10 protein-coding genes, 2 tRNA genes and 1 riboswitch are annotated in these 14,274 nt (G+C 51.2%); of the genes, 2 read left to right on the top strand and 10 right to left on the bottom strand.

Going from position 1 to position 14,274, the window contains the following annotated elements:
* Positions 1–28 precede the first annotated feature (28 nt).
* Positions 29–1,279 (bottom strand): NAD(P)/FAD-dependent oxidoreductase, encoded by a 1,251-nt coding sequence (locus AAAH10_RS08760; protein ID WP_343562620.1) that lies wholly within the window; start codon positions 1,277–1,279, stop codon positions 29–31.
* Positions 1,280–1,558: 279 nt separating this feature from the next.
* On the opposite strand from AAAH10_RS08760, the gene AAAH10_RS08755 reads away from it, so the two are divergent.
* Both AAAH10_RS08755 and AAAH10_RS08750 read left to right on the top strand, forming a co-directional pair.
* Positions 1,559–2,242 carry a GntR family transcriptional regulator gene (locus AAAH10_RS08755; RefSeq protein ID WP_343562619.1) on the top strand — a complete coding sequence of 228 codons (684 nt, stop codon included), beginning with the start codon at positions 1,559–1,561 and terminating at the stop codon, positions 2,240–2,242.
* A 37-nt stretch (positions 2,243–2,279) separates the two neighbouring features.
* Positions 2,280–3,047 (top strand): aspartate/glutamate racemase family protein, encoded by a 768-nt coding sequence (locus tag AAAH10_RS08750; protein WP_343562618.1) that lies wholly within the window; start codon positions 2,280–2,282, stop codon positions 3,045–3,047.
* 67 nt (positions 3,048–3,114) lie between these two features.
* Here the strand turns inward: AAAH10_RS08750 and thiC are convergent, their stop codons facing one another.
* The 9 genes from thiC to AAAH10_RS08705 all read right to left on the bottom strand — a co-directional run bounded on the left by thiC (position 3,115) and on the right by AAAH10_RS08705 (position 13,981).
* The gene (gene thiC, locus AAAH10_RS08745; RefSeq protein WP_343562616.1) at positions 3,115–4,905 is read right to left on the bottom strand and encodes a phosphomethylpyrimidine synthase ThiC; all 1,791 of its coding nucleotides are present in this window, start codon (positions 4,903–4,905) and stop codon (positions 3,115–3,117) included.
* A 96-nt stretch (positions 4,906–5,001) separates the two neighbouring features.
* Positions 5,002–5,122: riboswitch (TPP riboswitch) on the bottom strand.
* A gap of 1,572 nt (positions 5,123–6,694) precedes the next feature.
* Positions 6,695–7,726 carry a lipid A deacylase LpxR family protein gene (locus AAAH10_RS08740; RefSeq protein WP_343562614.1) on the bottom strand — a complete coding sequence of 344 codons (1,032 nt, stop codon included), beginning with the start codon at positions 7,724–7,726 and terminating at the stop codon, positions 6,695–6,697.
* A 411-nt stretch (positions 7,727–8,137) separates the two neighbouring features.
* A tRNA-Lys gene (locus AAAH10_RS08735) sits at positions 8,138–8,213 on the bottom strand.
* A 34-nt stretch (positions 8,214–8,247) separates the two neighbouring features.
* Positions 8,248–8,323, bottom strand: a tRNA-Lys gene (locus tag AAAH10_RS08730).
* A 189-nt stretch (positions 8,324–8,512) separates the two neighbouring features.
* Positions 8,513–9,031 carry a pantetheine-phosphate adenylyltransferase gene (gene coaD / locus AAAH10_RS08725; RefSeq protein WP_343562612.1) on the bottom strand — a complete coding sequence of 173 codons (519 nt, stop codon included), beginning with the start codon at positions 9,029–9,031 and terminating at the stop codon, positions 8,513–8,515.
* A 5-nt stretch (positions 9,032–9,036) separates the two neighbouring features.
* Positions 9,037–11,826 (bottom strand): DNA gyrase subunit A, encoded by a 2,790-nt coding sequence (gene gyrA, locus AAAH10_RS08720; protein ID WP_343563295.1) that lies wholly within the window; start codon positions 11,824–11,826, stop codon positions 9,037–9,039.
* 233 nt (positions 11,827–12,059) lie between these two features.
* Positions 12,060–12,521 carry a GNAT family N-acetyltransferase gene (locus AAAH10_RS08715; protein WP_343562610.1) on the bottom strand — a complete coding sequence of 154 codons (462 nt, stop codon included), beginning with the start codon at positions 12,519–12,521 and terminating at the stop codon, positions 12,060–12,062.
* A 69-nt stretch (positions 12,522–12,590) separates the two neighbouring features.
* Positions 12,591–13,124 carry a single-stranded DNA-binding protein gene (gene ssb / locus AAAH10_RS08710; protein WP_343562608.1) on the bottom strand — a complete coding sequence of 178 codons (534 nt, stop codon included), beginning with the start codon at positions 13,122–13,124 and terminating at the stop codon, positions 12,591–12,593.
* A gap of 212 nt (positions 13,125–13,336) precedes the next feature.
* A complete protein-coding gene (locus AAAH10_RS08705; protein WP_343562605.1) occupies positions 13,337–13,981 on the bottom strand; it encodes an OmpW/AlkL family protein in 645 nt (214 codons plus the stop codon).
* Positions 13,982–14,274 lie beyond the last annotated feature (293 nt).

The raw sequence follows: 14,274 nt of genomic DNA, 5'->3' as shown, positions 1-14,274 counted from the left end.
ATGAATTCTCCCTGTTGTTTGTTTTATTCTAGAGTGTTCTGTCTGGTGCATAGGCACTCAGATCAATGTCAGGCTTGCGACCTGCCGCAAGCTGTGCTGCAAGCAAACCTGTTTTCGGGCCTGCAGTCATGCCGATGTGGTGATGACCATAAGCCAAAATAATGTTCCGGTTTTTCGGAGCGTGCCCCAGAATTGGAAGACTGTCTGCGGGAGCCGGACGATGCCCCAGCCATTCTCGCACATCCGTCAGTTCCAGATCGGGCAGCAGATTTTTTGCGCCGCGTTTCAACAGCGCCAGCGGACCTTCTGACTGGGGAGCCTCCAGTCCGCCAAACTCGACAACGCCTGCAAAGCGTATGCTGTCACCCATGGGTGTCACAACAAACTTGCCCGAGGCATCCATGAGAGGATTCCGGGGCATGACAGACGGATTGTCCAGCTCGATATGATAACCGCGTTCTGTTTCCATGGGGACTGTCACATCGATTTTCTGCGCCAGTTCATTTGACCAGACACCTGTTGCAAGCACAACCTTGTGCGCAGCCAGCCGGTCTCCCTGTTTTAGTTCCACTGTCAGGCCGTCGTTGTTTTCGGAAATGTCAACGACTGTTCCGATCCTCAGGTCTCCGCCATTTTCCAGGAAAGTGTCTGTCAGGGCCTGAACATAATTGCCGGGCTTGTGAATAAACCCGTGATTTTTGAGCAGGACAGCATAGCGGTAGTCGTCATTCAGATCCGGTTCGATTTCCCTGACCTCCCCGCCTTCTGCCGTTTCCCAGCTGTAGCCGTTTTCCCGTCGAAGGTTCCAGCCATAGGCGTCCCCTTCGAAGCCGGCCTTGTCCCTGTAGAGATAGAGGTAGGTCGACGGATGCAGGATTTCACTGGCCCTGGATCCCTTGCTGATGTCCTGATGCTGTTCCAGACCATCCGCCAGAAGGGGCTGGAGCCCTCTGGCAATGTGTTCGACAACTTCGTTTTTCGAGGAGGCAATGTACTTTTGCAGAAACGGCAACATACGCGGAAGATAGCTCCAGCGCATAAAAAGCGGGCCGTTTTCATCCATCAGCATTTTCGGTGCACGGGACATGATACCTGGCGTAACGACAGGAACCACCGCACTGCAGGCCAGAATGCCGGCATTGCCATAGGATGTGCCTGCGGCCGGGCCCTGTCTGTCCAGCAAGAGAACCCTTTCCCCCATTCGCTGGAGATGAAGGGCCGTGGAAACCCCGACAATGCCTGCCCCCACAACAACAATAGGGTTTTTTTGTCCCTGCATGCCTTTTTGCCTCACCCTTTGAGCCACAGAGAGGCGAACTTTTCCCCGCCCTTTGAACTGCTGACTCTGTTCTGCGTCCGGTGTGATTTTTCACGGTTTGTGTTGTGGTCACTTCCCGGCTTTAATTGTATACAGTTTTGTATTTTGAAAATTCATTGTCAATCCTTTTCATGTGTCGCAGATCACAAAAAACAAAGCGTACTCAATAAGGGAATTGAAATCCTTTGGGTTATCCTTTAGTTTCAAACAGTACAAATTGTATACAATTCAGGTTTCAAGATGACAGACGCACCCAAAAAAGAGAACAAAAGCAGCGTTGTGCGCCTTTATGAGGAAATAAAGGAGATGGCCATCAGCTACAGCTTCAAACCCGGTGAGCGGGTGAATGAAGTCGAGCTGGCCAAAAACCTCGGAGCCAGCCGCACGCCACTGCGTGAAGCTTTGAACAGACTGGTTGCCGAGGGTTTTCTGACCTTTGTTCAGGGGCGCGGGTTCTTTTGTCGGGAACTCAAATCGCGCGAAATTTACGAACTCTATCAAATGCGAACCATCATTGAGGTTGCCGCTGTCCGTCTGGCCTGTGAGCAGGCAGCCGACAGTGAACTGCAGGATATTCAGAATTTTCTGGATGACCGGACCAGCAACTTCACGGAAGGCACCTCCAACAAGGAACTGGTTGCCCACGATGAAGAGTTCCATCACATGATCATGGCTCTGACCCGCAATAGCGAGATGTCACGATTGCTCGGGAATGTTTATGATCGCATCAAGTTCTTTCGCTGGATTGACATGGACAGCCAGCATGCCAAATCGCAGCTGGAGCATGCCGACATTTTGAAGGCCCTGATTGCAAGGGACGCAGAAAGTGCGGCGAAACTGATGGAAAATCACATCAGGCGTCGCCTTGATCAGATTACAGAGGCGACCAAGGAAGGTTATTCCCGCATTTACATGCACTCCTGATTGCCACACTCCCCAATGACTGACTGGATAAAAAACAATGACTGATTTCCCGAGCAATCATGCCGTTGGTGGCAAGGCTGTCTATGGTGCCTCCGTCGGTATTCTCATGCTGGATGCCCGTTTCCCGCGCATTCCGGGGGATATGGGCAATGCAATGACCTGGCCCTTCCCGGTTCACTACAAGATTGTTCGCGGAGCAAACCCGAACCTTGTTGTCCGCAATGGCGCAAAGGGCCTGCTGGATCAGTTTGTCGAGGCAGGCAGGGAGCTGGTTGAAAACGGCGCAGACGGGATTACAACAAACTGCGGCTTTCTCTCGCTCTTTCAGGACGAGCTTGCTGATGCGCTCGGGGTTCCTGTCGCGACGTCCTCACTCATGCAGGTTCCGATGATCAAAACCATTCTGCCATCGGACAGGAAGGTCGGTATTGTTACCATTTCTGCAGAAACCCTCACGGAAAAACACCTGACAGCTGCAAGGGTTCCGCTGGATACTCCGGTGATTGGAACGGAAAACCGCCGTCATTTCACCAATGCCATTCTGGACAGTCACCCTTCCCTTGATCCCGAAGCGTCCCTGCTGGACATGATTGATGCCACCCGTGATCTGCTGGAGGCCAATCCCGCTATCGGCGCGATCCTTCTGGAATGCACCAATATGGTTCCCTACGCTGCCGATCTGCGTCGCATTTTCGGCTTGCCGGTTTTCAGTATCTATTCCTTTGTTCAATGGTTCCAGGCTGGCCTGATGCCCCAGGCTTTTGACCAGAAGCATTACGATACCCGACCACAGCATTTCCGTTAACCCGACGTCCACCCTTTGCCGATTTAAAAAGCCCTCTGTAAAATCAGAGGGCTTTTTCTCTGCAGGGCTATCCGGCATCCTTGATGTAGATTTCACCGACTTCCTTGAACCTGTCGGCCATCATCTGCATCCCTTCCTTCTGGGCCTCTGCACGAATGTCGTGACTGATCCGCATGGAGCAGAACTTGGGTCCGCACATGGAACAGAAGTGTGCAACCTTGTGTGCTTCCTTGGGCAGGGTCTGATCGTGGAAATCCCGCGCCGTTTCCGGATCAAGAGCCAGATTGAACTGATCTTCCCACCGGAATTCAAAACGCGCGCGACTGAGCGCATCATCCCGTCGCTGTGCGCCTGGCAGGCCCTTGGCAAGATCCGCAGCATGCGCCGCAATCTTGTAGGTGATCACGCCTGTTTTAACATCGTCGCGATCAGGAAGACCCAGGTGTTCCTTGGGCGTGACGTAACACAGCATTGAGCAGCCATACCAGCCGATCATCGCAGCCCCGATACCACTGGTGATATGGTCGTAGCCGGGTGCGATGTCTGTTGTCAGTGGCCCGAGAGTATAGAACGGGGCCTCGTGACAGCACTCGAGTTGCTTGTCCATGTTCTGTTTGATCTTGTGCATTGCAACATGTCCGGGTCCCTCAATCATGACCTGACAATCCTTGGCCCAGGCAATTCTGGTCAGTTCACCCAGTGTCTCCAGTTCTGCAAACTGGGCTTCATCATTGGCATCGGCGATAGAGCCCGGACGCAACCCATCTCCCAGGGAAAAGGCGATGTCGTACTGGCGACAGATATCGCAGATTTCATCAAAGTGCTCGTAAAGGAAGCTTTCCCTGTGATGATGGAGGCACCATTTTGCCATGATTGATCCACCACGCGATACAATCCCTGTCACACGATTGACGGTCATCGGAACCATGTGCAAACGAACCCCGGCATGGATTGTAAAGTAATCCACGCCCTGCTCGGCCTGCTCGATCAGGGTGTCGCGGAACACTTCCCAGGTCAGGTCCTCTGCAATTCCATTGACCTTTTCCAGGGCCTGATAGATTGGCACCGTTCCGATCGGTACAGGTGAATTGCGGATAATCCATTCGCGTGTGTTGTGAATGTTTCGTCCTGTCGAAAGGTCCATAACGGTATCTGCGCCCCAGTGAATCGCCCAGACCAGCTTGTCGACCTCTTCTTCCATGGACGAGGTGACAGCGGAGGTTCCCATGTTGGCGTTGATCTTCACCAGAAAGTTTCGCCCGATAATCATCGGTTCGCTTTCGGGGTGATTGATGTTGGCTGGCAGGATGGCCCGGCCTTCTGCGATTTCCTGCCGGACAAATTCCGGTGTTACATAATCGGGGATCGAAGCACCCCAGTCCTGACCATCACGTTCGCTTTTGACAGCTTCTCTCAGCTGATTTTCCCGAATGGCCACGAATTCCATTTCTGGCGTCACAATCCCTGCCCGGGCGTAAGCCAGCTGTGTGACAGCTTTCCCTTCCTTTCCGCGCAAGGGGCTGGTTTTGCATGGAAATTCCGGGGTCAGACGGCTGCCTTCCACAAAGCCGTTGTCTTCCGGCTTGATATTGCGTCCGTCATAGCGTTCGACATCATCACGGGCTTCAATCCAGGTGCGCCTCAGTTCCGGCAGACCTTTGCGAATGTCAATCTCTGCAGCCGGGTCTGTATAAGGGCCGGAGGTGTCATAGACAGGCAGTGGTGGTTCGCCTGCAGTTGGATGGACGGAGATCTCGCGCATGGGGACGCGAATATCCGGGTATATTGTGCCTTCAACATGGATTTTACGCGAAGCCGGCAACGGCCCGGTTGTTACTTTTGGTGTGGGATGGTTCATCTCTCTTCAGTGCTCCCTAAAGCATGGGTACTGTGACACTGGAGATCAGAAGAGAGAGGCAAAAGCTGCACGAAGGTAAAAAAGGACCAACCCTGTGAGCGCTTTGTCAAAGCTTCCTACGCCAGTGTCAACTGGTTCAGGTTCAAAGGGTCGCTGTACCGGATATAATCCTCTCAGCCTCTCAGTCCCCAACGGCGGGACTCCCCTGCTACGCCGTAACCGTTACACAGGATCGCAGCAGAGCGCAATGCACAAAATGTCAGATTGTTTTTTCACACAGGCAGAGTCTAACAGAACGTTATCGCTAATATTTTTTCTGAAAATAACAAATAAGATATTGTTATAAAAAACTATCTCTGTTTGCGAGACGGCAAAAACAGTGGAGCGTTCTGAGTCGTTTTTCTCTGATTGTAACGGGCACTGTTCATCTAAATCGGCTCAGGAACGGCCTTTTCCATGACAACAAGAAAGAGAAAAACACGCAAAACAAGACAATCAGGCAGAGATATTTTTCTTTTAAACCCTGCAAAATAAAAAAATGACATAACGCTCGGCATTACTATAAATATTCAAAAATTTCGGAAAAATATATTTGCTTGCACCAAAAAAAATCCCCGCCTGGAAAGAGCGGGGAAGAAGGGCAGAAATTGTCCCGTTTTCTGCGTTCAAAGGATGTTGCATGCAGGGGTAAAGGGATGAAACCCGTTGTAACATCACTCCCGCAGACACTGCTAAAACTAAAGCAGAGAAACTTGTTTGTCAAATAAACGGCTGAACATTCTTTAAGATTAACATATGAATTTCAGTATTTTAATTGAATATTCTCAACAAAAAGACATAAAGCACTTTCGTAAAGACATATGCAAAAAGCACCCCGTCAGAATAAATCCAACGGGGGTAAGTGCAAGTGAGTTTAGTCTTTTTATTTGATCCGGAAAGGCTCTGGTAAGACGCTTGGCGGAAAGCTCCCAGAGTTTTTCCAGACAAAATGAAACTAAATAACGAAACTCGTTTCATCAATATAATTTCATGGATTCTGAAATAATATTAAATACATCATATCAGTGTTTAATGTAATTTTCAAATTTTTGAGTATTTTTTATCAATATATATGATATTTATATAACAATATATTTTATATATTATCTATACTCCTTTACTGAAAAAGGAGGAAAATCAGGAGGCTTTGACTCATAAAAAATCTCTTTATAATTGTAAAAATTTTATAATTGTCAGGATTTTTATGAAGAGCTTTTGGCTTCAAACACAGATGATGTAACAACTGCATTTGTCCGTTAGAAAACAGAAAAAAGGTCGGGCCTTTCTGTTTGAAACAGTTCCCGCTGTATCGAGAAGCCGTGACTGTCTTTTAAAAAAAGTGTCCGGATTTCCCCTCAATCTTGTGCTCTGTCGGCAAGGTTATGCAAACGTTCAAGCCCCACTCTTCTCTTTCAGAGCGTACCGGGCAAGCAAAACACCCCAACATCACACAAAATATCTAGGGAAAAACCGGGACATAACTGGAGTTACAGAGACAGTCTGCTGGTTATATTCTGCTCATGCTCCAGGCGTTCTTGTCTTCGATCCTTACAAACACAGCGGCGATGGAAGACGTTACCGATCACAGAAACAGGACGCCCAGCACAGGTCCCTTCTCTCAAAAGCAGTATATTTTCCGGCCCCGCCTTAAAACCCGGAACCCATATCAGGTGAAGTCAAACCTGAAGTCTCATCAGTGCAACGCCTCTGATCTCTGCTAAGCATTCAATCCGACAGCGTGTATACAGCATCAGAACCTGTACCCCAGTGATACCGATCCAAAAAGGGAATTGTCACGCTGATTGTCAAATTCATCAGAGCGCCAGTTCAGGGTGTAGGCGATCTGGGTCCGGCCATAGGTCACGGTAAAGCCCGTGTTGACATCCAGCACACCGTACTTTTTGTCAACAGATGGACTGTCTTCGAAACTGTTGCCATCCAGGAAAATGTTACGGGCCACGGCACGGCCCTCTACCCCGGCAAAGATCAGCCATGAAAACTCGTCCTCTGGCACATAGAACTGACCGGAACCGGGAATGGCGGGACGCACACGCGCTGGCGCCGTTTGCCATCTGTGTCGCTCCGGAACAAGCAGAAACGTCAAACCGGCATTGGCATAGGTATAGGCATTGCCAAGTGTTGCCCCGGCATGCGGAGCAATCCGGAAGTAAAAGGGATCAAGAGGCGCGCTGAACAGATCCGGCCAGATCCGCTGATAGGCAAGCATGACGACAGGCTCGTTTTCCAACTGGCTGTCCCAGCCTTTGGGGTCATCGCTACCAATCAGGTCGTGGACAAATCTTTGCGTTTCCTCCCCCAGGGCAGCCGGCCCCACAACCCCCAGGGTAAGCTCAATATCATCAACATGGTTGTCAAACAGGGTTCTGTATCCTATCGAGCCATAAAGAAAGCCTGCATAGGGGCGGTCATTCGGGTCCGGTATCCGGGTTGTAATGACCTCGGGAGTATAGAGGTTCTGACCTGCAGAGTAGTAGATGCTGGTGGTTTCATTGATATTGAAGAACGGGACAGCATCACCAATCGAGCGGACAAATTCCGGCGGACTGGCCTTGTCATTGAAATAGGTCAGCCGCACGCCGCTTGTGTAGTTCTCGTCAGTTCCGCTCCCGAAGAGATCATTCTCGACTGTTATCGTCAGAAATGAATTGTCTTCACTCGTGATTGCTTCCGGGATGCGATCCTGCAACGTATCCTTGGCCAGTGCCGGAGGAAAGGCAGCAATCAACGCAGAGCTTATGCCTGCCAACAAAGCCTTGTTCATTCTTTCCCCCGATAGCAAATCCCTGAAAATATGAAAGAACCCAACGTTCGCAACAAGGATATTGGAAATCAAATAAAACAGAATTACAAACGGTTTCATCATTGATCAAACCGGTTTGTAATCCCCGGGACCGGATGCATGAAACCCGTCTGCTACCCTCCGGGTTTCCTTGTAAGGAAATCTGCCCCGAACCAGGTTTGAAGGCTATCCGGGGTGATGATCCATGCACAGTCCTGATCAAAAGCGCAAAACTTTTGAAGCGCAGTTTTGGACCACTGTTTCAGGAATTGAAAACACCAAAGTGACAGAGCAAGAAATGCGAACGTTCCAACAGGCTGAAAACAACAAAAGCGGCCTTCGAACGAGAGCCGCTTTTTGTTGTATCCGTTTGAACCGGAACACTTGCCAAGGTGGTGAGCCCGACAGGATTCGAACCTGTGACCCACTGATTAAAAGTCAGTTGCTCTACCAACTGAGCTACGGGCCCTTACCTTGTATGTTGCCAACGCATCAGAAAAAAGTGGTGAGCCCGACAGGATTCGAACCTGTGACCCACTGATTAAAAGTCAGTTGCTCTACCAACTGAGCTACGGGCCCTTACCATTTTTTCCTGCTTTCCGAGCCGCGCTGTTGCGCTGAACCCCGTTAGCGAGGCGGAACATAGAACCTCCCTCGGGAGAGGTCAACAGCCTTTTTCAGATTCACTGCAAAAAAAATGACTTATTTGATTTTTCTGCATTTTTTCGAGCTTTATCAAAGTTCTTCGCAAGGCTGTCACGGAAAGAATCAACTGCCGGAAGCAGCCTTCAGACGCTTGAGTGTCTCCGGCGTGACAAATTCGCTGACATCACCACCGAGGGCTGCCACCTCCTTGACAAAGCGTGAGGAAATGAACTGATGTTTGTCCGAAGCCATCAGGAAAAGCGTTTCGATATCCTGATCCAGCCGGGTGTTCATTCCTGTCATCTGGAATTCGAATTCGAAATCCGATACTGCACGCAATCCCCGAATAATGACAGAGGCTCCCTTCTGACGCGCAAAATGAACAAGAAGGTTGTCAAAGGCACAAACTTCGACGTCATGGCCCTGATCTCGCAGATGCTGGACATCCTGCTCGACAAGTTCAACCCGTTCGTCTGTAGAGAAAAGCGGGCCCTTGCGATCATTGCGGGCCACTGCGATGATCAGGCGATCCACCACCCGAAAGGATCGGGTGATGATATCCAGATGTCCGCGGGTAATCGGATCAAAGGTGCCGGGATAAAGCCCGACACGCTTTGTCATGGAAGCATCAGAAAGCGCCATGGCACTTAAGCCTCTTCGTTTCCTGTGTTGTCATCTGCTGCAGGTTCAGCCGTCCCGGACGCTTCCGGGTTCCCGGCAGAGCCATCAACAGCTTCTGTGGTGCCCTCTTCGCCTTCGAGAAGATCATCGTCATCCTCGTCAAGATCAGAGACGCGGGAAACCGAAACGATTTTCTCATCATCAGCCACATCAAAGAGCTTAACGCCACGGGTAGACCGTCCAGCAATACGGATATCATGGACAGGGCAGCGGATCAGCTTGCCGGCATCTGTGACCAGCATGATCTGGTCTGTTTCCTCTACCGGAGCAACCCAGGCCACAGACGGTTCCTTGCCCCCTGCACGGCTGAGATCGAGGTTTCCAATTCCCAGACCGCCACGGTTGGCCACACGATACTCGTATGCAGAGCTTCGCTTGCCGAGGCCGTCATCAGAGATGGAAAGAATGAACTGCTCGTCTTCAATCAACCCCTCAAGAGCCGGACCGACTGCAGAAGCCAGTTCGTCCAGATTCTCTGTTGTATCACCTTCGGCGTTGTCAGCCCGTCGTTTTGCAGAGGCATAGCGCAGATAACTGTCGCGCTGCTCGATATCAAACTCCTTGTGATCCAGGATCGCCATGGAAATTACATCATCGTTGTCGGACAGTTTGATTGCCCGAACGCCTGTCGATGTCCGGCCTGCAAAAACCCGAATGTTATCAACGCCAAAGCGGATACACTTGCCACGGCGGGTTGAAAGCAGGACATGCTGGTCTTCCCGACAGGTTTCCACACCGATGAGGAAACTGCCCTCGTCCAGCTTCATGGCGATCTTGCCGTTGGCGTTCACGCGCACAAAGTCTGACAGCTTGTTGCGGCGTATGCCACCTGTTGAAGTGGCAAACATCACATACATGTCGCCCCAGGTGTTTTCATCCTCAGGCATGGGCATCAGGGCTGTGATCTGCTCGTCCGCATCCAGTGGCAGCATGTTGACCAGAGCCTTGCCCCGTGACTGCGGATTGCCGACCGGCAGGCGGTACACCTTGGTTTTGTAGACCATTCCCTTGGAGGAGAAGAACAGAACCGGCGTATGGGTGTTGCACACAAAGATACGGGACACAAAGTCCTCGTCACGGGTTGCCATCCCGGCGCGTCCCTTGCCACCGCGGCGTTGCGCCCGGTAGGTGTTCAGCGGTACACGCTTCACATAGCCCCCATGGCTGATGGTCACAACCATCTCCTCACGCTGGATCAGGTCCTCATCATCATAACCAAAGGCACCATCCAGAATTTCGGAGCGTCGTGGCGTTGCATAGCGTTCACGCATCTCAACCAGCTCGTCACGCAGGATGCCCATCAGCTTTTCGCGGGATTCAAGAATTTCCAGATAGTAGCGGATCTTTTCAGCCAGATCTTCGAGTTCACCGGCAATCTTGTCACGCTCAAGGCCGGTCAGTCTTTGCAGGCGCAGTTCAAGAATGGCGCGCGCCTGGGCCTCGGACAGATAATAGGTCCCCTCTTCCGTTACGGAACGACCTGGCTCGTCAATCAGCTTGATCAGGAACTCGACATCACGCGCATCCCAGGCGCGGGACATCAACTGCTCTCGTGCGACAACAGGATCAGGCGCGGCACGGATCAGTTCGATGACGGGATCAATGTTCGCAACAGCAATGGCCAGACCTACCAGAACGTGAGCCCGATCACGTGCCTTGCCCAGTTCGTAGATGGTGCGGCGTGTAATGACGTCTTCACGGAACTTGACAAAAGCCTCGATAATGCTGCGGAGATCCAGCATTTCCGGACGTCCACCGTTCAGAGCCAGCATGTTGGCACCAAAAGAGGTCTGCAGAGGCGTGTAACGGTAAAGCTGGTTGAGAATGACCTCTGGCTCGACATCCCGACGCAGTTCCACAACAACGCGGACGCCGTTACGGTCACTCTCGTCACGAATATCGGTGATGCCTTCAATGGTCTTGTCGCGAACAATATCCGCGATCTTTTCCATCATGCGTGCCTTGTTCACCTGGAACGGGATTTCGGTCACAACGATGGCCATCTTGTCCTTGCGGATTTCCTGGATATCGGCCTTGCCGCGCATCACGACAGAGCCACGCCCTGTGTGATAGGCATCGCGAATGCCGGTACGACCAAGAATGACACCGCCGGTCGGGAAATCAGGTCCCGGGATAATCTGGTTCAACTCGTCAATGGAGATATTCGGATCATCAACATAGGCGCAGCATCCATCCAGAACCTCACCCAGGTTGTGTGGCGGAATGTTCGTCGCCATACCCACGGCAATACCACCCGCTCCGTTCACCAGCAGGTTCGGGAAACGCGCAGGCAGAACGGTCGGTTCCTTGGTGGTTTCATCGTAGTTGTCCTGGAAATCAACCGTGTTGCGGTCAATGTCCTCCAGCAGGGCTTCACTGGAAACGCGTTGCAGACGGGATTCCGTGTAACGCATCGCAGCAGGTGGATCACCATCCATGGAACCGAAGTTCCCCTGTCCGTCCACCAGAGGCAGACGCATGGAGAAATCCTGTGCCATACGCACCATGGCATCGTAAATCGCCTGGTCGCCGTGAGGGTGATACTGACCCATTACATCACCGACGATACGCGCAGATTTGCGGTATGCACGGTTCCAGTCGTATCCGGACTCTTTCATTGCATAGAGGATCCGGCGGTGAACAGGCTTCAGACCATCACGTACATCAGGAAGCGCACGGGACACGATCACGCTCATGGCGTAATCGAGATAGGATCGGCGCATTTCGTCTTCGATGGTAACCGGAGAGATGTCCATTGGACCTGTAGGCGTTGGGGTGTTCGATGTCACGACTGTGTCCCGTAAAACATTGGTAATGCGAGTGCCTGCTGCACCTGATCAGTCACCTTGAGCCAGTGCTGCGACAACAGGTCTTAAATTTGAAGGGAAATTGTAACAAAGCGGTTCGGAGCGAACAACAAAATGGTGCCGTTTCGCCCGTAAAATCAGCTTTTTATCGCAAATTTTCACTCTTGACAGAATCATCTCTGTCAGGTGCGCAGTTTTCGAACCATGTCACAGTGCGGAATACCACCGTCATCATAGGCATCACCCGGTTGTCTGACGAATCCCAGCTTCTCGTAAAAGCTCTGCTGTTCGAGTTGTGCTGACAGATAAACACTTTGCAGTTCGGGCTGTTCGTCACACCAGTGCAGCCCGCGAAGCATCATCATCTTTCCCAGTCCGCTTCCCCTGCCATTCCTGGCGACAGCCACCCGGCCGATTTTCGCCTGTGTTCCATCCTTCAAAAGGCGCAGTGTACCGATCATTTCCTGCTGCCCGTCCTGATCTCCCTCAACCAGAACATGCCAGGCTCGAGTGTCATCTCCATCAGGGTCGAGATAAATTGATTCCTGTTCAACTACAAAGACTTCTGATCGTAATTTCAGAATTTGATAAAGCTGATGTGAAGACAGTTCATTAAAAGAAAGAAGACTGGTTTTTGCTTTCATGCCCGACACCTTCCCGAACGAAAAAGAGGAGCCCTGTCAGGCTCCTCCCGAAACAATCTTTGGACTGGATCAGAACGGGATTTCGTCGTCCAGATCATCGCCCATACCTCCGCCAGAGGACGAGCCACCACTGCCACCGGCAGAACCGCCACCAAATCCACCGCCACTTCCGCCGCCGTAGCCTCCTCCGGAACCGCCGAAGGGATCGCCGCCACCGGCAGAACCTCCACCCTCGCCGCCCATTCCGTCATTGCGGCCATCGAGCATGGTCAGTTCGCCACGGAAGTTCTGGAGAACAATTTCGGTCGTGTATTTTTCAACACCGGCCTGGTCTGTCCATTTGCGCGTCTGGAGCTGTCCTTCGACATAGACCTTGGAACCCTTGCGCAGGAATTTTTCTGCGACATCGGCAAGACGGTCATTGAAAATAACAACACGGTGCCATTCGGTGCGGTCACGGCGTTCGCCGCTCATTTTGTCGCGCCAGGACTCGGAAGTCGCAACATTGAGGTTCACCACGCGCTGTCCATTGTTCATGGAGCGGATTTCCGGGTCGCGCCCCAGATTGCCGACAAGGATTACTTTGTTTACAGATCCAGCCATGGTGTTCTGTGCCTTCCATTATTCTTCTGATTGGCGAATCACGGTTTCGTTCATCCGCCTCGTGTTTGTTTGAACACTATACCTAACGAAGTGATGACGCCACGACAATAAAAAGAAAAAGGTCTTTGATACAATTCCTCCGGAAGCACCAGAAATCAAGGCGCTGCCAAAATGACAGCGCCTTTGAAAAAGTAGCCTGCTTTTGAACAGGATCAGAATCGGTAGCCCACGCCAATACCGACAATCCAGGGATCGATATCAACATCGGCATCAACGATGCTGGCCCCTGTATCAATACGAACATCCGTATTGAGCATGATGTGTTTGACATCCAGATTCACAGACCAGCTGTCATTAAGCTCGTAGTCGACACCGGCCTGGAAAACAGCACCGAAGCTGTCATCATAATCAATATCCCGGAACCCGTTTCCGACCTTTTCGTCATAGAAAACAGTGTAGTTGATCCCTGCTCCCAGATAAGGCTTCAGGCCGGGCGTCAGGACATCATTGAAGTGGTATTGCAGTGTCAGGGTCGGTGGCAAAAGGCGCACATCGCCAAGATCAAGCTGACTTGCAACAGAGCTGTTGTTCCACTTCACATCGTGCTGGGTGGTTGCCAGAATCAGCTCTGCCGCAATGTTGTCCGTGAAGAAATAGGTAAAATCGACTTCTGGTACGAAATCGTTGTCGATTTCCGGGCTGCCGTTGATATTCGAGCTGCCATCTTCATCCGGAAGCACGCCGATACCGCGCAAACGGATCAGAAAATCACCCTGTTCGCTTGCCAATGCCGGAGCTGCGACAAAAGCTGTTGTTGCCATAAGTGCTGCGCAAAAAGCTGACTGAAGCTTTTTCATTGAATTCTCAATCCCCTTGATCGCTTTCAGGAGTCTCCGGAAAGCTGATGTTGACACTCAAAGACACAAACTTTCTGTGCTCTTTGTATGCCTCCTAACATCCTGAAAAAAGAGATGAATTGATCTGGATCATATTCGGCAGCAATGACGGATGCGTCAAAAGTTCACATCAAATCCGGCAAGGGAGATAGAGCGTAATTTAATATCATGTCTTCAGAAAAAGAAGACAGAGTGATCACGAAGACTTGCGTTTTGTTCTTGCTTCGTTCATCTTTTTGATCCAGACAACTAGG

Origin of the sequence: Carbonatibacter coralli (assembly GCF_039592655.1) — a bacterium.
Taxonomy (GTDB): Bacteria; Pseudomonadota; Alphaproteobacteria; order Kiloniellales; family Kiloniellaceae; genus Carbonatibacter; species Carbonatibacter coralli.
Note: the sequence above shows the minus strand (reverse complement) of the source record. Positions and strands in the feature narration are given on the sequence as shown.